The following is a 20,031-nucleotide window of genomic DNA, read 5'->3' as shown; positions in this document are numbered from 1 at the left end:
TACGACGTCCACGACAACCCCGACGAACTTGGGCGATCGGACCCCGGTGATGGTCAGCCGGCGGTCTCCCCCAGTGTCTCGATGATCACCTCGGCGACTTGCTTCATCGTGGTCCGCCGGTCCATTGCCGCACGCTGAATCCAGCGGAAGGCCTCCGGTTCGGTCATCGCATGCTTGTCCATCAACGTTCCCTTTGCCCGGTCGACGAGCTTGCGGGTCTCGAACCGCTCGGACAGCCCCTGGACCTCACGTTCGAGTTCGCGGACCTCGGTGAACCGGCTCACCGCCACCTCGATGGCCGGGACCAGATCGCTCTTCGAGAACGGCTTGACCAGGTACGCCATGGCTCCTGCGTCGCGTGCACGTTCGACGAGTTCACGCTGACTGAACGCTGTGAGAATAACCACAGGGGCGATGCGCTTCTGCGCAATCTCCGATGCGGCGTCGATTCCGTCTCGGCGCGGCATCTTCACATCCATGATCACGAGGTCGGGTCCCAACTCTTCGGCGAGCTCCACCGCGCGTTGCCCGTCGCCGGCCTCGCCGACCACGTCGTACCCCTCTTCGCGCAGCATTTCGACCAGATCGAGCCTGATCAACGCCTCGTCTTCGGCGACGACGACTCGCTTCGCCCCGGCGTTGTCGTTTTGCGGCACGGCTGTCATGGCGGGCCCTTCCCATCTCGCTGCGGATGCCCTCGTGAGGGAATCGAACGTTAGAAGGGTACCGGTGTTCACGCTCGGTCCATCCATCCCTTACAGTGGTCTCCGCACCACGCCCCCGTATCCCAATTGGCAGAGGAAACGGATTCAAAACCCGTCCAGTGTGAGTTCGAGTCTCACCGGGGGCACCACCGCCGAACAATCGCAGTTTCGTGCATCGTCCTGCTCGTCACTCCGTCACGTCGGCCGGCGCACATCGGTCGGCCTGCGGTACCGAATCCACGCCATCGCGCTCCCGATTGCCACCACCGCCGCCACCGATACGGCCGAGGACATCCACGTCCAGGAGTTCGACGACCACCCGACCGACTCGCTCGTGAGCGGGGTGTGGGCGGTCCACCCGTACTGCGCGACAAGAGGTAACGCCAGCGCGGCCGGCAGCGTCATCGACGTCGCCACCACCGGCGGGGTGGACGGCAGAGATGCGGCGATCGTGTAGGCAGCCGCAAGTGGCACCATGAACAGATTCGCTGCAATGCTCATGTCGTCCCATGGTCGACCGGCGACGACCCCCGTTGCTGCGATCAGCGCCAGTACACCGACACCTACCAGCGGTCGGGGCGAACGGTGGCCGAGCCAGGCACCGACGCCGGCGAGGACGACCGGAACCAGGAGCAGCGGCCACACCGTGGGAGACCACGAGACCGCCTCGCGCCCGACCACGGCCAGTACCATCGCCGCCAGAAGAACCGTTCCCGTGCGCCCGCGCAACCACAACGCAGCAGCGATCACGAGCACCACCGCCACGACCCCCAGGAGCCATCTGCCCGCTTCCTGCGTTTCCGCACGTGACGACATCACGGCACGCTCGAACGACCAGTGCAGCCCCATCCCGACCGCCGGAATGCCGATGCCGACCAGCACCTCTCGCCCGCTTCCCCTCCGTTCACCGATCGGTGCCGTATCGCCACGGCCGATCACCCACATCGATGCCCCTGCAACCAACGTGACGACCGCCAGAAGCAACCACACGGTGTTGACAGGTGGGGAACCGACGTCCACGTAGTCCGCGTACCGTCTCGGTGCCGAGGCGAAGTTCCGGAACTCCGCGATCGGTTCGGCAGTCAGCAGGCCCGCAACGCCCGCAGCGGCCAGCACCGCCTGCAGCTGCACTCGTCGCGGTCCGATACACATGACCACGAGGCCGCCGAGCAGCGAGCCGGCGCCGACCGCCGAGATGTACGTGTCGTACCGCCACGCGCCCGGCAAGGCCACCATTGCCACGAGGAGCGCACCCGCCAGGACTGCCGCGATCACTAGAGACCGCTGACGAGTTCCTGCCGCGACCAGGGCCGCCACGATCGCCCCGGTTGCCGAGGCAGCGATCGCGGATGCCATCACGGGCGCGGGGCCGAATCCTGTCGCCATCGGATAGGTGTCGACGGTGGGAGCTCCGAGGACGACCGCCGCTGTGTAGCCGCCGACAATGAGCAGTACGACCTTGATCCACGCTGCCACACCTCACCTTCGCCGAGCATCGCGCACACACGTCGCCGACACGCCGGAACTCACGGGTCGCACCTACCGCAGGCCGGTGAGCCTACGAGACCCCTCGTAGAGAAACCGCAACTGCTCGAAATCCGACGGCGATACCCGAAGCGGCGAGCCCTGCAGACACAGGCCCCCGACCACCTCGGCACCAGGAAACCCTCTGCGGCAAGCAGGTTGAGCATCCGATAGGCGGCGGTGGGTGCGACACCCGCGAAGCGGGCGATCTCCTTGGCCGTAGCACCGGGACGGCCATACTTCTGCCGAACCATGAGTGTTGCGACGATCGCTGGAATCCGCCCTCGAGCCTGGCGCACCTGCATGTCGGTGGCGACGGTTAGCCTGACTGCGGTATCGAACACAGATTCGGACATCGCCGACATGGAACGGACCACGACATGGCGCATCCCGTCATCCCGCCCACGCATCGAAGCTGTTCAAACGCGGTTCGGTCGCATTCCGGCCGGCCCCGCGCCGACAACGCCCGGATCAACACGGTGTGCCGCTCACAGGATCGGGCGGACAGTCTCGTCATCCCGTTCGGGCGCGACGGCGAGGGCAACACCGTGGCGTGGACAGTGACTGCCGGACGCAACCTCCTCGTGCACCAACGCGACACGGAGAACTTCCCCAATCTGCCGCTCACCCTCATGGCAACGGGCGTCCTGTCCAGACGCACCCACGAGTTGTTCGTCGCCGATCCGCATCATCGCCACCACTGGCTCGCCGGGTATCGCGACGCAGGAGACGGGGTCTCATCCTGGGCAGCTACCCCGGATGAGATCGGTCGTATGCTCGCCGAGTTGGACTCAGCAGGCGCCGGGCCCCAACGACTACTGCTCCTCGCAGGACTCTCCACGACGATCGCGAAGTTGGATCTCCCCGACCGTGAGCGTCTGACCAGACTGGTGACCACGGCACGAACCCGCAACCTCACCGTCGTCGCGACCAGCAGCGATCATGGCGCGCGGTGGTTCCCGGACGGACTGATCGCTGCATTCGACGATGTTCTCGTACGCGAGAGCGGCTGCTCCACCGTGTATCGGAATCCACTCGGCCGCGAAGAATGACGTCTGCAGCGTGACCGGCTGCGCCACACCTGGTCTCACTCCGTCCTGCCCACCGAGCTCCGATCTCGCGCGTGTCGAGCGGCTGACGCAGGACCGCGAGGAGTCCTCGGACCGATCTGTCACGTGGCCGGACCGCTCAGGACAGGAAGACGGCTGCCTGCCCGGCCAGATCGAGCAACGGTTGCGGCACGATACCGAGCAGCAGCGTGATCACGGCGGTCACCGCGATAGTGACCGTTGTGAGCACGCTCGGCAGCACGATCGCGGGCGCATCGGACGGTGGATCGCGGAAGAACATGAGCACGATCACCCGCACATAGAAGTAGGCGGCGATCGCGCTCGCGACCACGCCGACGATCACCAGCGGCACCGCACCGCCCGAGATCGCGGCGCTGAACACGCTCAGCTTTGCGATGAATCCGCCGGTGAGCGGGATCCCCGCCATCGACAGCAGAAACAGTGCGAAGATGCCTCCCAGCACCGGTGAACGACGTCCCACTCCCTCCCAGCGCGACAGGTCCCAGGCTTCGCCGTCGGGGTCGCGGATCAGGGTGACCACCGCGAACACTCCGATGGTGCCGATCCCGTAGACGACCAGATAGAACAGCGTCGACGAGATGCCCTGCTCATTGGCGGCGACGACACCGGTGAGCACGAAGCCGGTATGGCTGATCGCCGAATACGCCAGCATTCGTTTGACGTCCGTCTGTGTCACCGCGAGGACGGCGCCGACCAGCATGGTGGCGATGGCCACTGCCCAGAGGATCGGGCGCCACTCGTCGCTCAGTCCCGGCACCGCGACGTAGAGCACGCGGAGCAGCGCTCCGAACGCCGCGATCTTCGTCGCCGCGGCCATGAACGCGGTCACCGCGGTGGGTGCGCCTTGATAGACGTCGGGTGTCCACGAATGGAACGGCACCGCACCGATTTTGAACAGCAGGCCCACGGACAGTAGACCGACACCGATCAGGGCGGTGATGTCGCTGCCGCCACCGGACTCCACAGTGTCGGCGATACCCGCCAGCGAGATGGTTCCCGCGTAGCCGTAGAGCAACGCGACACCGTAGAGGAAGAACGCCGACGAAAACGCGCCGAGGAGGAAGTACTTGAGTGCCGCCTCCTGCGACAGCAAACGACGTCGACGCGACAGCCCACACAGCAGATACAGCGGCAGGGAGAGCACTTCGAGTGCAATGAACATCGTCAACAGGTCATCGGACGCGGGGAAGAGCATCATGCCACCGACTGCGAACAACGCCAGCGGGAACACTTCGGTGCGTGTGATACCCGCATCGGTGGCTTCACGTTCGGCGGCGCTTCCGGGTACCGCCGCAGCCTGCGGAGCGAACGCGTCGGTTCTCGTCCGGGTCGATCCCGTACCGACTGCGGCTCCTGCGGTATCCAAGGCCGCCGCGGCATCCACCGTCGTTCGTGCACCCTCGACACCGCGTTCGGCGATGAGCGCGACCGCGAGGATCGATACGACCAATATCGCGCCCTGCAGGTAGAGGGCCGGGCCGTCGATCACGACCGCGCCGGCGGCGGTGGTGGTCTCGGTTCCCGCGAGCAGGATGACCGCCACGAGCGCCGCGATCAGGCCCGCGAAGGCCAGCACGAGGTGACTCACGTAGCGGGCGCGGGCGGGTGCGAACGCCTCGACGATGACACCCACCACCGCGACCCCGAACACGATGAGCATCGGGCTGAGCACACCGTAGTCGATGTCGGGTGCGGGAAGCGCCTGCGCAAGAACGACATTGCTGTCCAGATTCTTCATCTGTGGGCACCTCCTCCGGAGCCGACGGCGGTGTCACCGTCGGCGACCGGTGTCTCGGCTGGGACGCGTGGTGTGGGATCCTCTTCGCCGACGGTGATGAGGGTGTGGTCCACAGCGGGAGTGATCACGTCCAGCATCGGTTTCGGATAGACCCCGAGGACGATCAGCAGGGCGATCAACGGTGCGACCACGAGGATTTCGCGGGGGACGAGATCGGTGATCGAGGTTCCGTGCCCCTCGCCCGACCCCTCGTCCGGAGGATCGCTCGGTGCCAATCCGTGGTCTGTGCGTACCGGTCCGCCCATCATGCGCTGGTAGAGCCACAGCACGTAGAGCGCGGACAGGACAAGCGCGATGGTCGCGATGATCGCTGCGACCTGATACCGCGGGTAGGTGCCGACGAAGACGAGGAATTCGCTGACGAACGGCGCGAGGCCCGGTAGTGAGAGCGTGGCGAGCCCCGCGATGAGGAACGTGCCGGCGAGGATCGGTGCGATCTTCTGGACTCCGCCGTACGCGGCGATCGCCCGGGATCCCCGCCGCGACACCAGGAACCCGGCAATCAGGAACAGCGCGGCGGTGGAAATGCCGTGGTTGACCATGTACAGCGTCGACCCGGCCTGGCCCTGACTGGTCATCGCGAAGATCCCCAGAATGATGAACCCGAAGTGCGAGATGGAGGTGTACGCGATCAGTCGCATCACGTCGGTCTGCCCGATCGCGAGCATCGCGCCGTAGACGATGCCGATCACCGACAGCGTCACGACAAGCGGTGCGAAGAAGACCGAGGCGTCGGGGAACAGTTGCAGGCAGTACCGCAGCATCCCGAATGTGCCGACCTTGTCGACCACCGCCATCATCAGCACCGCGGATACGGGAGTGGTCTGCACCGCCGCGTCGGGAAGCCAGCTGTGCAGCGGCCACAGCGGGGCCTTGACGGCGAACGCGAACATGAAACCGAGGAACAGCGCGTTGAGGACGGCGGGGGTCGCGCCGAGCTCACCCGACGATGCTGCTTCGACGATGCGCCGGAAGTCGAACGTGCCGACGGTGCCCGACTCCCCCAGCCCGGCCTGCGCTGTGACCACATACAGGCCGATGACCGCGGCCAGCATGATCAGACCGCCGAACAGGTTGTAGATCAGGAACTTCACCGCGGCTCTGGAGCGTTGGGCCCGTTCACTGCCGCGACCACCGAACCCGCCGATGAGGAAGTACATCGGGATGAGCATCGCTTCGAAGAAGACGTAGAACAGAAGGATGTCGAGGGAGACGAAGGAGATGAGCACCATCGCCTCGACGAGCAGGATCAACGCTGTGTAGGTGTGCGCGGCGCGGGGGCGGGAAGCGGGGGCGGCTTCCGCTATGGCATGCCGGTCGTCGTGCCATCCGGCGACGAGGAGCAGCGGTACCAGCACCGCGGTCAACAGCACGAGTACCAGCGCGATGCCGTCGACGCCGAGCGTGTAGCCGGCGCCGAACGCGGGGATCCACGTGTGCGATTCGACGAACTGGAACTGCTCGCCACCGGGTTCGAACAACGCCGCGAGCACCACCGCAACCGCGAGGGTCAGCAGCCCGGCGACGACGGCGACGCTCTTGGCGAGGGTCCGCATCCGCGCCGGCAACGCGAGAACGACGACGGCACCGACAACCGGGAGCACCCACAGGATCGTCAACCACGGAAATTCGTTCATGCTCGGCTCACCCCCTCACAACCGCACCAGCATCAGCGCTGCGACCACAACGGCCGCACCGGCGAACATGTACAGGGCATACGACCGGACGAAGCCGGTCTGCAGGCGTCGCAGCGAGCTCGACAGCGCCCCGACAACACCCGAAACTCCGGAGACGACGCCGTTCACACCGGTGTTCTCGACTGCGACAAGCGTGCGCACCATCCCCTGACCGGGACGCATGAACACGGCCTCGTCGAATGCATCGCCGTAGAGATCGTTGCGCGCGGCGACGGTCAGCGCCGACACATCATCGGGAGCCGTGCCGGGGATCTCCCGGGTCGCGTACTCGCGGTAGGCGAACCCGACACCCACCAGGACCACCGCGAGCGTCATGAGCGTGATCAGCCACACCGGGAGGCCACCTTCGTGATGCACGGATCCGACGACCGGTTCGAGCCAATGCTGCAGCGAACCACCGAGAACGAGCAGCCCACCGGCGGCGACGGAGCCCACCGCAAGCAGGATCATCGGCCACACCATGATGCCCGGGGATTCGTGGGGATCGGCATCGCCGCGCCAGCGACGCTCCCCGAAGAACGTCATGATCATCACGCGGCTCATGTAGAAGGCGGTCAGGCCGGCGCCGAGCAGTGTGGCAACGCCGAGGGTCACGCCTTTCGCGCCGGGCTCGGCGAATGCCACTTCGATGATCTTGTCCTTGGAGAAGAAACCCGCGAACGGTGGGATACCGATGATCGCGAGATACCCGAGCCCGAACGTGATGAAGGTGAGGGGCATGAATGCGCGCAGGCCGCCGTAGCGTCGCATGTCGGTCTCGTCGTTCATCCCGTGCATCACCGATCCGGCGCCGAGGAAGAGCCCGGCCTTGAAGAATCCATGGGTGAGCAGGTGCAGGATCGCGAAGGCATAGCCGGCTGGACCGAGGCCTGCTGCGAGGACCATGTACCCGATCTGACTCATGGTCGACGCGGCGAGCGCCTTCTTGATGTCGTCCTTCGCGCAGCCGATGATCGCACCGAACAGGAGCGTCGCGGTGCCCACGATGACGACGGCGAGCTGCGCCACGGGTGCTGCGTCGAAGATCGCATGCGCGCGGGTGATGAGGTAGACCCCTGCAGTGACCATCGTCGCGGCGTGGATGAGCGCCGACACCGGTGTGGGGCCTTCCATCGCGTCGCCGAGCCACGACTGGAGCGGCAGCTGCGCGGATTTCGCGCATGCGGCGAGCAGCAGCGCCAACCCGAGTGCGGTGGTCGTGCCTTCGCCCGCCGCGGGCACTGCGGCGAACACCTCGTCGTACGACAGCGTGCCGAAGGTCGTGAACATGACCATGAGGGCGACGAGTAGACCGATGTCGCCCACTCGGTTGACGACGAACGCCTTCTTCGCGGCGGTCGCAGCGGTGGGTTTGTGCTGCCAGAACCCGATGAGTAGGTACGACGCCAATCCGACGCCTTCCCAGCCGAGATAGAGGCCGAGGAAGTTGTCGGCAAGCACGAGGAGCAGCATCGCGGCGAGGAACAGGTTCAGGTAGGCGAAGAAGCGACGACGGGCGGCGTCGTGCGCCATGTAGCCGATCGAGTAGAGATGGATCAGCGAGCCGACCCCCGTGATCAACAGGACGAAGCACATCGACAGCTGATCGAGCTGCAGCCCGAAGTCGACCTGCAGGCTCTCGACGGGCACCCACACGAACAGGGTCTCCTGCACCGTCCTTTCGGCGGTGGCGGCGCCGAGCATATCGGCGAAGGCGACGAGTCCGAGCACGAACGAAGCGATCGCCGTGGCGCATCCGAGCAGATGCCCCCACGGATCGCTTCGTCGCCCGGCCAGCAGCAGCACCACCGCACCGGCGAGCGGAAGCGCCGGAATCAGCCAGATGATCGAGGAGATCGACGAGCTCATGACGCACGTCCTCTCACCATCGCGGGGTCCGCTACCGATTCGTAGGCTGTCACTGCTTCGGTTGTGGCTACTTCGGTTGTTGCTGCTTCACACGCTGTCGCGGTCACACTCACCGTCCTGACGGTCAGTACTTGAGGAGGTTGGCGTTGTCGACGGACGCCGAACGGCGGCTCCGGAAGATCGTGACGATGATCGCAAGTCCCACCACCACTTCTGCGGCGGCGACGACCATCGTGAAGAACGCAAAAACCTGGCCGTGCAGGTTCCCGTGCATCCGGGCGAACGTGACGAATGCCAGATTGGCGGCGTTGAGCATCAACTCGATGCTCATGAACACGACAATAGCGTTGCGCCTCAGCAACACTCCGGATGCACCGATCGTGAACAGCAGTGCCGACAGATACAGGTAGTTCTCCGGGTTCACACCCGATCCCCCTTCCCCGTGGTCGTCTGCGCCGGGCCGTCCGCCTTCGCGCCTTCCGCATCACGAGGCTCCGCCGGACCGGGAACTCCCAGATCCGTAGGCCCCCAGTCGCGGCCGATCCGTTGAAGCAGTGGGCCGACGGACTCGTCGGAGAAGGAACCGTCGGGTAACAAGGCCGGGACGTCGGCCGAGTTGTGCCGTGCATATACGCCGGGCGAGGGCAGCGGTGTGACCCGACCGCCCTCCCGGAACCGGCGCTCTGCGAGTTCCCGTTGCGTTTCCCGAGGCCTGACGCGTTCGCGGTGTGCGAGCACCATCGCGCCGACCGTTGCGGTGATCAGGAGCGCGCCGGTGAGTTCGAAGGCCCACACGTAGTCGAGGAAGAGGAGTTCGGCGAGCGCTTCGACGTTGCCCGCCGCGTTCGCGTCGTCGAGACCGATTACTGCGGTGGTCGCAGCATTACCGAGACCGCCGATGAGCAGGATCCCGAATCCGAGTCCGACCACGATGGCGAGCACGCGTTGCGCCCGGAGGGTCTCCACGAGCGAGTCGGACGAGTCGATGCCGACCAGCATGAGCACGAACAGGAACAGCATCATGACGGCGCCCGTGTAGACAACCACCTGGACGACGCCGAGGAACAGCGCACCCTGCGCGATGTAGAAGATGGCGAGCACGATCATGGTCATGGCGAGGAAGATCGCGGAATAGACCGCTTTCGCTGCTCCCACGACACCGAGCGCCCCGATCACCGCGACGGTGCCGAGAATCCAGAACTGCACCGCTTCACCGGTCGACGTCGCGTCGGCCGCGAGCACGGCGGCGGTCACGACGCCTGCTCTTCGTCGCTGCCGGCTCCGCTTCGGGGAGCGTCGGGCGCCGGCACGGTGCCGCGGTAGTAGTCGTCGTCGGTCGTTCCCGGTGCCATCGGATGCGGTGGGGTCTGCATTCCGGGTTCGAGTGGCGCGAGCAGCCGGTCCTTCGTGTAGATGAGGTCGGTGCGGTTGTCGTCGACCATCTCGTAGTCGTTGATCATGGTCAGCGCGCGCGTCGGGCACGCTTCGATGCACAAGCCGCACCCGATGCAGCGAAGGTAGTTGATCTGGTAGTCCCGGCCGTACCTTTCGCCCGGCGAGTAGCGTTCGGTATCGGTGTTGTCGGCGCCCTCGACGAAGATCGCGTCGGCGGGGCACGCCCAGGCACACAACTCGCAGCCGATGCATTTTTCGAGTCCATCGGCATAGCGGTTGAGTTGGTGCCGACCGTGATAGCGGGGTGCGGTGGGTGTTTTCACCTCGGGATAGAACTCGGTGTTCGGCTTCTTGAACATCGTCGACAGGGTTACACCGAAACCTGCCAGCGGACCCAACAGTTCAGACATCGATTTTTCGGGCATCGCTCGCCTCCTTGGATGTGGCTTGCGCGGATGGGGCCGGCATCGGCGGAACCGGGAATCCTCCGGCCATCGGATCGAAATCGGCCGCGGCGGGTGGGGGCGGCGCGAGGCGATCTCGATCACGGCGGCGGGAGCGGATCATCAGATAGACGAACACCATCGCGGTGAGGACCACGCCGGCGACGACGAGGGTCACCGATTGCGGGAGCACCTCGTCGCCGGCGAGTTGCCTCACGACGGCAACGACCATCACCCAGACCACGGCGATCGGGATGAGCAGTTTCCATCCCAACGCCATGAACTGGTCGTATCGGAGGCGGGGAAGCGTGCTGCGCAGCCACACGAAGACGAACAGCACACCCCACACCTTGAGGACGAACCACAGCACCGGCCACCAACCGGCATTCGCCCAGCCGCCCATGTTGAACGGCCACGGCGCGTGCCAGCCGCCCAGGAACATCGTGGTCAACAGCGCGGAGACGGTGATCATGTTCACGTACTCGGCGAGCATGAACATCGCAAAACGCAGCGACGAGTACTCGGTGTGGAAACCGCCGACGAGTTCTCCTTCGGCTTCGGGGAGATCGAATGGTGCACGGTTGGTTTCACCGACCATCGACACCGAATAGATCAGGAACGACGGAACCAGCAGCACGACGAACCACAGTCCGTCCTGCGCGGCGACGATGCCCGAGGTCGACATCGTGCCGGACAGCAGGAACACTGCCGCGAAGGTCAGTCCCATCGCGATTTCGTAGGAGATCACCTGCGCCGTCGAACGCAGCCCACCGAGGAGCGGATAGGTGGATCCGGACGCCCAACCTGCAAGGACGATGCCGTAGACCCCCACGGAGGTGACCGCGAGAATGTAGAGCACGGCGACGGGAAGATCGGTCAACTGCAGTGGGGTGGGTTGCCCGAAGACCGACACCACTGGTCCGAACGGGATCACGGCGAAGGCCATGAATGCGGGCGCGGTCGCAATGACGGGTGCCAGCAGGTAGATCGGCTTGTCTACACCGGTGGGTGTGATGCCTTCCTTGAGACCGAGTTTGATACCGTCGGCGACGGTTTGGAGCAGGCCCTTGGGCCCCACCCGGTCGGGTCCGACGCGCATCTGCATCCACGCCATGACCTTGCGTTCGGCGAGGATCAGCACGAGCGTGGTCAGGACGAGGAACGCGAAGATCACGATGGCCTTCGCGATCACGAGCCACCACGGATCGGTGCCGAACATCGACAGATCGACGTTGCGCGCGCTGACGGCGGTGGGGGTCCCGACGGCGCTGGATGCTCCGACGGTCATGGCTGCGCCTCCTCACCGACGGCCGCGGCGGCGCGGATCCGCACGATCGCTCCCGCGTCGACGGCGAGGTGTTCGTGTACTTCCGACCCCTCAGAGTCGAGGGGAATCCACACGACGCGATCCGGGAGTGTGTCGATCACCAACGGAAGGGTGATCTCACCGTGCCCCGTCGACACCGTCAGCGGGTCGCCCTCGCGCACGCCGATCTCGTCAGCGGTCGCGGCGGACAGGCGTGCGACGGGCGCCCGCGCGGTCCCGGCGAGGTGCGGTTCTCCGTCCTGCATGCGTCCGGCGTCGAGGAGCATCCGCCAGGTCGACAGAACCGCCTCACCCAAAACAGGTTTCGGCGTCGCTCCCGGCGACGCCGCGGGGAACTCGAGGCCGGTACCACGCTGTTGTCCCAGTTCGACGAGTTCGGCTCTGGCCGCTGCCACGTCGGGAAGGCGGATCGGGATATCCATGGCCTCGGCAAGTGCGTCGAGGATGCGCAGATCGGACAATGCCCCGGTGTCGGGCAGCGCGACCGGGAACGGTCGCTCGCGTCCTTCCCAGTCGAGGAAGGTCCCGGATTTCTCGACGACGGGGGCGACCGGGAAGACGACATCGGCCCGGTCGGTGATGTCGGTGCGGCGGATCTCGAGGCTCACCACGAACCCTGCGGAGTCGATCGAGTCGCGGGCGGCATGCGGGTCGGGTAGGTCGGTGACGTCGACGCCGGCGACCACCAGTGCGGAGAGGTCCCCGGATGCCGCGGCGGCGAGGATTCCCGCGGTGTCGCGGCCCGGCTTCTCAGGTATCGATCGTGTGCCGGAATCTGAGCCCCACAAGGATTCGACCTCACGCCGCGCATCGGGATCGGTGACCGCGCGGCCTCCGGGGAGGAGCGTCGGGAAGGCACCGGCTTCCAGCGCACCTCGGTCGCCCGCGCGGCGGGGCACCCACGCGAGGCGCGCACCGGTCTCGTCGGCGAGACGCGCGACGGCGGCCAGCGCACCGGATGCTGTGGCGAGCCGCTCCCCCACCAGGATGATCGCGCCGTCCCCCCGCAGCTGCCCGTCGAGTTCCGGATATCCACCGGAGCGCAGATCGTCGAGCACCCGGGCTTCGTCACCGGGAACACAATCGAGGAGCGTTCCGGACATCTTCTGCAGCCCTCGGCTTGCGTACGACGCCACCGACACCACCGCTGCGCGCTGCTTTCGGACCGCCTTGCGCAAGCGCAGGAAGATCAGGGGCGATTCCTCTTCCGGTTCGAGGCCGGCGAGGAGTACGACCGGCGCCTTCTCGAGGTCGGCGTAGGTCACGGACATCCGTGTTCCTGCGATCCGGCGACCGAGGAACTCGGTCTCCTCCGAAGTGTGTGCGCGGGCACGGAAGTCGATGTCGTTGGTGCCGAGCACAGTTCGCGCGAATTTCGCGTACGCATAGGACTCTTCCCAGGTGAGGCGTCCGCCGGTCAGCACACCCGTGTGGCCGCGGGCGGCAGCAAGAGCCCTGGCGGCGACGGTGAGCGCCGCGGGCCACGACGCAGGGACCAGCATCCCCGCCGAATCGCGGATCATCGGCCCTGTGAGACGGTCCGGTTCGGTGACGTAGGTGAACGCCCATCGTCCCTTGTCGCAGTTCCACTCCTCATTGACCTCGGGGTCGTCGCCCGCGAGACGGCGCATCACGGATCCACGACGGTGGTCGGTGCGTTGCGCGCAGCCTCCGGCGCAGTGTTCGCACACGCTCGGGGTCGAGACGAGATCGAACGGCCGTGCCCGGAATCGGTACGCACTGCTGGTGAGCGCTCCGACGGGGCACACCTGCACGGTGTTACCCGAGAAATACGATTCGAACGGTTCCTCGGTGTAGATACCGACCTGTTGCAGAGCACCGCGGTCGAGCATGTCTATGAAACGGTCGCCGGCGATCTGGTCGGAGAAGCGGGTGCAGCGGGCACACAGCACGCAACGTTCCCGGTCGAGGAGGACCTGCGCCGAGATGGCGATCGGTTTGGGATAGGTGCGTTTGACGTCGTCGAAGCGGGTTTGGGGTCGGCCGTTGGACATCGCCTGGTTCTGCAGCGGGCATTCACCACCTTTGTCGCACACCGGGCAGTCGAGGGGGTGGTTGATCAGCAGGAGCTCCATCACGCCCTGCTGTGCTTTGTCGGCGACGGGTGACGTGGCCTGTGTACGCACGACCATTCCGTCGGTGACGACCGTGGTGCACGAGGCGAGCGGCTTGCGTTGTCCCTCTACGTCGACGAGACATTGCCGGCATGCCCCGACCGGGTCCAGGAGCGGGTGGTCGCAGAACCGCGGGATCTGGATGCCGATGAGCTCGGCGGCCCTGATCACCAATGTTCCCTTGGGGACGGACACGTCGGTGTCGTCGATGGAGACGGTAACCAGGTCGACGGGGGCCGTGTCGCCGGAACCTGTCTGTGCGGCGGCGGTCATGAGTACTCCCTTCCGGTCGCGTGCACATCGGACAGAGCTGCCAGGGCCGGGTCGAACGGGCACCCCCCGTGCTCGAAATGCGCGATGTACTCGTCGCGGAAGTAGGCGAGCGATGAGGTGATCGGGCTCGTGGCGCCGTCGCCGAGTGCACAGAAGGCGCGGCCGAGGATGTTGTCGGCGATGTCGAGCAGCTTCTCGAGATCTGCCTCGGTGCCGTCTCCGCGCTCGAGTCGGTGCAGGATCTGCTCGAGCCAGAACGTGCCCTCGCGGCACGGAGTGCATTTTCCGCACGATTCGTGCGCGTAGAACTCCGTCCACCGCAGCACGGTGCGGACAACGCACGTGGTGTCGTCGAAGATCTGCAGTGCGCGGGTGCCGAGCATCGACCCGGCGGCCCCTACGTTCTCGTAGTCGAGTGGGACATCGAGGTGTTCATCGGTGAAGATCGGCGTCGACGAGCCCCCGGGTGTCCAGAATTTGAGGTGGTGCCCCGGACGCACACCACCGGCGAGGTCGAGAAGTTCGCGCAGGGTGATGCCGAGCGGAGCCTCGTACTGGCCGGGGTTGTTCACATGACCCGACAAGGAGAACAACGCGTAGCCGGGGGATTTCTCGGTGCCCATCGAGCGATACCACTCGACGCCGTTGCGGATGATCGACGGCACGTTCGCGATGGATTCGACGTTGTTGACCACGGTCGGGCACGCATACAGGCCGGCGACGGCGGGGAACGGTGGCCGCAGGCGTGGCTGGCCGCGGCGTCCTTCGAGGGAATCGAGCAGGGCCGTCTCCTCTCCGCAGATGTACGCACCGGCACCGGCATGCACCACAAGTTCGAGGTCGAATCCGGATCCGAGGATGTCTCGGCCGAGATATCCCGCGTCGTAGGCTTCGGCGACGGCAGCCTGCAGTCGGCGCAGCACCGGTACTGCCTCACCGCGCAGATAGATGAAGGCGTGCTGTGCGCGGATCGCGTACGCCGAGATGATGACCCCTTCGACGAGCGTGTGAGGGGTCGCGAGCATCAGCGGCATGTCCTTGCAGGTGCCCGGTTCCGATTCGTCCGCATTCACGACAAGGTAGTGCGGTTTTCCGTCGCCCTGGGGAATGAACGACCATTTGGTGCCGGTGGAGAATCCGGCCCCACCTCGTCCACGCAGGCCGGATTGTTTGACATCGTCGATGATCTCATCGGGATCCTTGCGCAGTGCGATCTGCAGTGCGTCGTATCCGCGGTGGCGCCGATACGCCTCGAGAGTCCAGGACCGGTCGTCGTCCCAGTGCTCGGTGAGAACGGGTGTCAGGGTGGAGTCGAGTGGTTCGTCATGCACGACGGGGTCGTCCGTCACGGGCGGCGCCTGCATGTGCCTGTCGCGAGCGAGGTGCAGGCCGACGAGCGACGCCGGGCCGGCGCTACCCCCGGCGTCGAGCGCCCCGGGACGGTTGTCGGGGAATCCGGCGAGGAGGCGCGCGGTGTCGCGGAAGGTGCGTAACGGCGCGCCGCGAGTGGGGTCCGGTGGTGACCCGGCCAGCAGATCGTCGACGAGGGCCGTCGCGGAGTCGACGGTGCGATTGTCGAACAGTTCCCAATTGACGGTCATCACCGGCGCGTAGTCGCATGCTGCGTTGCATTCGATGTGTTCGATCGTGAGTGCGCCGTCGGGTGTGGTGCCGCCGTTGTCCACACCGAGCCGGCTGCAGAGCGTGGCGTAGATGTCGTCGCCGCCCATGGTCGCGCACAGCGCGTTGGTGCACACACCGACGTGGTAGGTCCCTGTCGGGGATCGGCGGTACATCGTGTAGAACGTGGAGACCGCGGCCACCTCCGCCCCGGTCAGCCCGAGCTGGCCGGCGCAGAATTCGATACCCGCCGGGGTGATGTAGCTGTCCTCTGACTGGACGAGATGCAGCAACGGCAACAGCGCCGACCTGCTCTGCGGATACCGGGCGATGATCTGCGCGGCGTCGGCGTCGAGGCGAGCGCGGACATCATCGGGGTAACTACGGCGACCGCCGGGCCGCACGAGCTGGGTGTCTTCCTCCGGCCGCGGTCCCAGCGGAACGAACACCGGCTCGGCCGGTCTCGGTCCGGGTACCACCGGCACGCTGGGTTCGGTGTTCATCGGTCGACTCCCCCCATCACCGGGTCGATGCTCGCGACCGCGGCGATCACGTCGGAGATCATGCCGCCCTCGCACATCGCGGCGACTGCCTGCAGATTCGTGAACGACGGGTCGCGGTAGTGCACTCGATAGGGGCGGGTACCGCCGTCGCTGACCATGTGCACTCCGAGTTCGCCACGGGGTGACTCGACCGCGACGTACACCTGACCGGCAGGAACCCGGATACCTTCGGTGACGAGCTTGAAATGATGGATGAGATCCTCCATCGAGGTACCCATGATGGTGCGAATGTGCTCGAGCGAGTTACCGAGGCCGTCGGGGCCGAGCGCCAGCTGCGCCGGCCACGCGATCTTCCTGTCCTGCACCATCACCGGGCCGGGCTGCAACCGGTCGAGGCATTGTTCGACGATTTTCAGCGACTCCCACATTTCGTTCACTCGGATCAGATAGCGGCCGTAGCAATCGTTTCCGGTGTGGGTGACGACGTCGAATTCGTAGTTCTCGTATCCGCAGTACGGTTGTGCCCGGCGCAGATCTTGCGGCAGCCCGGTGGCGCGCAGAATCGGCCCGGTGACTCCGAGCGCCATACACCCGGTGAGGTCGAGGTATCCGATTCCCTCGGTCCGCGCCTTCCAGATCGGGTTGTCGTTGAGCAGCAGCTCCATGTCGCGCAGGCGGCTGGGCATGAGCTTCAGCAGGTCGCGGATCTTGGGCACGGCCTCGGGTGGGAGATCCTGCACGAGCCCGCCGGGCCTGATGTAGGCGTGGTTCATGCGCAGACCGGTGACGATCTCGAACACCTCGAGGACGAGTTCGCGTTCACGGAAACCGAACAGCATCGGCGTGGTGGCGCCGAGTTCCATGCCGCCGGTCGCGAGGGCCACCAGGTGAGACGAGATACGGTTGAGCTCCATGAGCATCACGCGGATGATCGACGCACGTTCGGGGATCAGGTCGGTGATCCCGAGAAGTCTCTCGACGCCCAGGCAGTACGCGGTTTCGTTGAAAAACGGCGCCAGATAGTCCATTCGAGTCACGAATGTGACGCCCTGCGTCCAGTTGCGGTATTCGAGATTCTTCTCGATTCCGGTGTGCAGATAGCCGATTCCGCACCGGGCTTCGGTCACCATCTCACCGTCGATCTCGAGTATCAGGCGCAGCACGCCGTGGGTGGACGGGTGCTGCGGGCCCATGTTGACCACGATGTGGTCTTCGCCGGCAACACGTGCCGCAGCGCTGATCTCGTCCCAGTCCTGGCCCACCGCGTCGTAGACGGTCGTGCCTGTATCCGACTCCATCGCAGCCCCGTTCGTCAACTGTAGGCCCTCCGCTCGTCCGGTGGCGGAATCTGTGCGCCCTTGTACTCGACGGGGATTCCGCCGAGCGGGTAGTCCTTGCGTTGCGGGTGGCCGTTCCAGTCGTCGGGCATCTGGATCCGGGTGAGGGACGGATGCCCGTCGAAGACGAGACCGAAGAAGTCGTATGTCTCGCGTTCGTGCCAGTCCGTTGTCGGGTAGACGGTGTGGAGCGACGGAATGTGAGGATCGGCGTCGGGCGCGGTGACCTCGACGAGGATGCGACGGTTGTGGGTGATCGACATCAGCGGATACACCGCGTGCAGTTCGCGGCCGGTGTCCTCGGGGTAGTGCACGCCGCTGACGCCGAGGCACAGTTCGAATCGCAGTGCGGGATGGTCGCGCAGGGTGCGGGCGATCGAAGCGAGATGCTCGCGGCGCACGTGCACCGACATCTCTCCCCGGAACACGACGAGCTTCTCCACGGCGGCCTCGAATCCGCCGGACCCCGCATCGTTCACGGCATCCTCGAAGGTATCTGCGAGGTCATCGAGGTAACCTCCGAACGGTCTCGGACTGCTGCCCGGCAGGGCGATCCGGCGCACGAGCCGGCCATAGCCACTGGTGTCCCCGCTGCCGCGGATGCCGAACATCCCGCGGCGCTGGGCAATGACTTCCGCGGGGACCGGATCGGGTGTGGGGTCGTCGGTCATCGGCGCGGCACCTTCAGCTCGATGAGCGGGCGCTGGGCGAGGGCTGCCTGCTCGGCCGCGCGGACCGCGTCCTCCCGGTTGGCCCCGAGCGGCATGTGCTGGATCTTGTCGTGCAGCGCGAGGATCGCGTTGATCAGCATCTCGGGACGCGGTGGGCATCCGGGCAGGTATATGTCGACCGGCACCACGTGGTCGACGCCCTGCACGATCGCGTAGTTGTTGAACATTCCCCCGGACGATGCACACACCCCCATCGACAGGACCCATTTCGGTTCGACCATCTGGTCGTAGACCTGACGGAGCGCCGGCGCCATCTTCTGGCTGACACGTCCGGCAACGATCATCACGTCGGCCTGCCGTGGCGAAGCTCGGAAGGCCTCCATACCGAATCGGGCGATGTCGAAGCGTCCCCCCGCAGTCGACATCATCTCGATGGCGCAGCACGCGAGACCGAACGAGGCGGGCCACAGCGACCCTTTACGGGCGAAGCCGGCGAGCACTTCGACCGTGCTGAGCAGAAATCCGCTCGGGACCTTCTCTTCGAGACCCATATCCGACTCTTACCACCTTCGACAAGGTTGGGGATCTTATTCGGGCGCAATCGATTTGATGAGGCCCTTTTCGGAGCTCATCCGGTCAATCCCATGTCAGGCCACCCCGCCTCCACTCATAGGCGTAGGCGACGAACACGTTGAACATGAACAGGCCCATGGCGAGCAGACCGAACACCCCGAGTGCATCGAAATGGATCGCCCACGGGTACAGGAAGACGATTTCGATGTCGAAGATGATGAACAGCATCGCCGTCAGGTAGTACTTGACCGGAAATCTGCCGCCACCGGTGGGCTGCGGCGTCGGGTCGATGCCGCACTCGTAGGCGTCGAGCTTCGCCCGGTTGTAGCGACTCGGGCCGGCGATACTCGCCACCACCACGGAGAAGAGAGCGAACGCGAGCGCAACTGCGCCGAGCACCAGAATCGGCACGTAGACGTTCATCGGCACCTCCGGTTCCGAACTTCGATCCCCGGTCGTGCGGCTGACGGACAATCGGACATCCTGTGAGCCACGGCACACACACTAGTGCCGATGGCGCCGGACTTGTCCAGGATTCGACACGCATTCTTCGGCGCGGCGTGTCCACCTGTTCGAGCTCCTCGCGAGGAGTAGTCTTCGCGCCCCGACAAGGGCCGATCGGGTCAGCGTGCAGGTGCCGGATCGGTGCCGGGCAGCAGGAGCCGGACGACTTCGCGGCCGAGCTTCATCGGGTCGATCGGGTGGGAGACGACGGCCTCGGCCCGCGACCACGTTGCGAGCCACGTGTCGTCGGGACGTCCGATGATGACGACGACGGGCGGGCACGGGTCGATTTCATCCTTGAGCTGCTTGGCAATTCCCAACCCGCCGGCGGGCGCGGTCTCTCCGTCCAGGATCACCAGATCGATCCCACCGGCGTCGAGGTGCGAGAGGACTACGGCTGCCGTGGCCACCTCGACGTACTCGATCGGCGGGAGGTCCGGGTGCAGCGCCGTGCCCAGTGCGGCCTGCACACGGTCGCGCACAGTAACGTCGTCGCTGTACACCAGGACCTTCAGAGTTGCGGGACGGCTCGTAGCATCACTCACGCGCCCGATGCTAGATCCTCGCGGACGTCACCGGACCGTTCGG

Annotated in this window: 17 protein-coding genes, 1 tRNA gene and 1 pseudogene; 2 read left to right on the top strand and 17 right to left on the bottom strand. The window is 65.7% G+C overall.

The window, feature by feature from the left end; translation table 11 throughout:
* Positions 1–53: 53 nt before the first annotated feature.
* Positions 54–665 (bottom strand): response regulator, encoded by a 612-nt coding sequence (locus EV641_RS22070; protein WP_054717835.1) that lies wholly within the window; start codon positions 663–665, stop codon positions 54–56.
* A gap of 111 nt (positions 666–776) precedes the next feature.
* Here EV641_RS22070 and EV641_RS22065 point away from each other — a divergent pair.
* Positions 777–853, top strand: a tRNA-Leu gene (locus EV641_RS22065).
* 46 nt (positions 854–899) lie between these two features.
* Here EV641_RS22065 and EV641_RS22060 read toward each other — a convergent pair.
* Together EV641_RS22060 and EV641_RS30295 are read right to left on the bottom strand one after the other, a co-directional pair.
* Entirely contained in the window at positions 900–2,180 is a 1,281-nt protein-coding gene (locus EV641_RS22060) for a hypothetical protein (RefSeq protein WP_132474555.1), read from the bottom strand.
* A 179-nt stretch (positions 2,181–2,359) separates the two neighbouring features.
* Positions 2,360–2,458 (bottom strand): annotated as a pseudogene (locus EV641_RS30295) (helix-turn-helix domain-containing protein); the annotation flags it as partial.
* A 150-nt stretch (positions 2,459–2,608) separates the two neighbouring features.
* On the opposite strand from EV641_RS30295, the gene EV641_RS22050 reads away from it, so the two are divergent.
* A complete protein-coding gene (locus tag EV641_RS22050) occupies positions 2,609–3,280 on the top strand; it encodes a hypothetical protein (RefSeq protein ID WP_054717829.1) in 672 nt (223 codons plus the stop codon).
* 136 nt (positions 3,281–3,416) lie between these two features.
* On the opposite strand, the gene nuoN is transcribed toward EV641_RS22050, so the two are convergent.
* The 14 genes from nuoN to EV641_RS21980 all read right to left on the bottom strand — a co-directional run bounded on the left by nuoN (position 3,417) and on the right by EV641_RS21980 (position 19,988).
* Positions 3,417–5,057 (bottom strand): NADH-quinone oxidoreductase subunit NuoN, encoded by a 1,641-nt coding sequence (gene nuoN / locus EV641_RS22045; protein WP_132474553.1) that lies wholly within the window; start codon positions 5,055–5,057, stop codon positions 3,417–3,419.
* Positions 5,054–6,754: an NADH-quinone oxidoreductase subunit M gene (locus EV641_RS22040; RefSeq protein ID WP_132474551.1), complete on the bottom strand. Its 1,701-nt coding sequence runs from the start codon at positions 6,752–6,754 to the stop codon at positions 5,054–5,056. The genes nuoN and EV641_RS22040 overlap by 4 nt, the downstream gene beginning before the upstream one ends.
* Before the next feature lie 15 nt (positions 6,755–6,769).
* Positions 6,770–8,662: an NADH-quinone oxidoreductase subunit L gene (gene nuoL, locus EV641_RS22035; RefSeq protein ID WP_132474549.1), complete on the bottom strand. Its 1,893-nt coding sequence runs from the start codon at positions 8,660–8,662 to the stop codon at positions 6,770–6,772.
* Positions 8,663–8,786: 124 nt separating this feature from the next.
* Positions 8,787–9,086: an NADH-quinone oxidoreductase subunit NuoK gene (gene nuoK / locus EV641_RS22030; RefSeq protein ID WP_054719375.1), complete on the bottom strand. Its 300-nt coding sequence runs from the start codon at positions 9,084–9,086 to the stop codon at positions 8,787–8,789.
* A complete protein-coding gene (locus tag EV641_RS22025) occupies positions 9,083–9,916 on the bottom strand; it encodes an NADH-quinone oxidoreductase subunit J (RefSeq protein ID WP_132474547.1) in 834 nt (277 codons plus the stop codon). The genes nuoK and EV641_RS22025 overlap by 4 nt, the downstream gene beginning before the upstream one ends.
* Positions 9,913–10,467: an NADH-quinone oxidoreductase subunit NuoI gene (gene nuoI / locus EV641_RS22020; RefSeq protein ID WP_054719372.1), complete on the bottom strand. Its 555-nt coding sequence runs from the start codon at positions 10,465–10,467 to the stop codon at positions 9,913–9,915. Before nuoI ends, EV641_RS22025 begins: the two co-directional genes overlap by 4 nt.
* Entirely contained in the window at positions 10,460–11,788 is a 1,329-nt protein-coding gene (gene nuoH / locus EV641_RS22015; RefSeq protein ID WP_132474545.1) for an NADH-quinone oxidoreductase subunit NuoH, read from the bottom strand. Before nuoH ends, nuoI begins: the two co-directional genes overlap by 8 nt.
* Positions 11,785–14,235, bottom strand: coding sequence for an NADH-quinone oxidoreductase subunit G (locus EV641_RS22010; RefSeq protein WP_132474543.1), 2,451 nt, complete (start codon positions 14,233–14,235; stop codon positions 11,785–11,787). Before EV641_RS22010 ends, nuoH begins: the two co-directional genes overlap by 4 nt.
* Entirely contained in the window at positions 14,232–16,358 is a 2,127-nt protein-coding gene (nuoF, locus tag EV641_RS22005; RefSeq protein WP_132474541.1) for an NADH-quinone oxidoreductase subunit NuoF, read from the bottom strand. The genes EV641_RS22010 and nuoF overlap by 4 nt, the downstream gene beginning before the upstream one ends.
* Positions 16,355–17,656, bottom strand: coding sequence for an NADH dehydrogenase (quinone) subunit D (nuoD, locus tag EV641_RS22000; RefSeq protein WP_132474539.1), 1,302 nt, complete (start codon positions 17,654–17,656; stop codon positions 16,355–16,357). The genes nuoF and nuoD overlap by 4 nt, the downstream gene beginning before the upstream one ends.
* Before the next feature lie 14 nt (positions 17,657–17,670).
* Positions 17,671–18,366, bottom strand: coding sequence for an NADH-quinone oxidoreductase subunit C (locus tag EV641_RS21995; RefSeq protein WP_132474537.1), 696 nt, complete (start codon positions 18,364–18,366; stop codon positions 17,671–17,673).
* Entirely contained in the window at positions 18,363–18,917 is a 555-nt protein-coding gene (locus EV641_RS21990) for an NADH-quinone oxidoreductase subunit B (protein ID WP_132474535.1), read from the bottom strand. Before EV641_RS21990 ends, EV641_RS21995 begins: the two co-directional genes overlap by 4 nt.
* An 85-nt stretch (positions 18,918–19,002) precedes the next feature.
* Positions 19,003–19,362, bottom strand: coding sequence for an NADH-quinone oxidoreductase subunit A (locus EV641_RS21985; RefSeq protein ID WP_054720384.1), 360 nt, complete (start codon positions 19,360–19,362; stop codon positions 19,003–19,005).
* Between the two features lie 200 nt (positions 19,363–19,562).
* Positions 19,563–19,988 (bottom strand): hypothetical protein, encoded by a 426-nt coding sequence (locus EV641_RS21980; protein ID WP_054720379.1) that lies wholly within the window; start codon positions 19,986–19,988, stop codon positions 19,563–19,565.
* Between the last annotated feature and the right edge of the window lie 43 nt (positions 19,989–20,031).

This window comes from Rhodococcus sp. SMB37 (assembly GCF_004345605.1).
Lineage (GTDB): Bacteria > Actinomycetota > Actinomycetes > Mycobacteriales > Mycobacteriaceae > Rhodococcus.
This window is presented reverse-complemented; position numbering and strand designations above follow the sequence as displayed.

What these genes read in the sequence shown, in the direction of transcription:
- EV641_RS22070 (WP_054717835.1), bottom strand. Translation starts at nt 665, where the DNA reads ATGACAGCCGTGCCGCAAAACGACAACGCCGGGGCGAAGCGAGTCGTC.
- EV641_RS22050 (WP_054717829.1), top strand. Translation starts at nt 2,609, where the DNA reads ATGGCGCATCCCGTCATCCCGCCCACGCATCGAAGCTGTTCAAACGCG.
- nuoN (WP_132474553.1), bottom strand. Translation starts at nt 5,057, where the DNA reads ATGAAGAATCTGGACAGCAATGTCGTTCTTGCGCAGGCGCTTCCCGCA.
- EV641_RS22040 (WP_132474551.1), bottom strand. Translation starts at nt 6,754, where the DNA reads ATGAACGAATTTCCGTGGTTGACGATCCTGTGGGTGCTCCCGGTTGTC.
- nuoL (WP_132474549.1), bottom strand. Translation starts at nt 8,662, where the DNA reads ATGAGCTCGTCGATCTCCTCGATCATCTGGCTGATTCCGGCGCTTCCG.
- nuoI (WP_054719372.1), bottom strand. Translation starts at nt 10,467, where the DNA reads ATGTCTGAACTGTTGGGTCCGCTGGCAGGTTTCGGTGTAACCCTGTCG.
- nuoH (WP_132474545.1), bottom strand. Translation starts at nt 11,788, where the DNA reads ATGACCGTCGGAGCATCCAGCGCCGTCGGGACCCCCACCGCCGTCAGC.
- EV641_RS22010 (WP_132474543.1), bottom strand. Translation starts at nt 14,235, where the DNA reads ATGACCGCCGCCGCACAGACAGGTTCCGGCGACACGGCCCCCGTCGAC.
- nuoF (WP_132474541.1), bottom strand. Translation starts at nt 16,358, where the DNA reads ATGAACACCGAACCCAGCGTGCCGGTGGTACCCGGACCGAGACCGGCC.
- nuoD (WP_132474539.1), bottom strand. Translation starts at nt 17,656, where the DNA reads ATGGAGTCGGATACAGGCACGACCGTCTACGACGCGGTGGGCCAGGAC.
- EV641_RS21995 (WP_132474537.1), bottom strand. Translation starts at nt 18,366, where the DNA reads ATGACCGACGACCCCACACCCGATCCGGTCCCCGCGGAAGTCATTGCC.
- EV641_RS21990 (WP_132474535.1), bottom strand. Translation starts at nt 18,917, where the DNA reads ATGGGTCTCGAAGAGAAGGTCCCGAGCGGATTTCTGCTCAGCACGGTC.
- EV641_RS21985 (WP_054720384.1), bottom strand. Translation starts at nt 19,362, where the DNA reads ATGAACGTCTACGTGCCGATTCTGGTGCTCGGCGCAGTTGCGCTCGCG.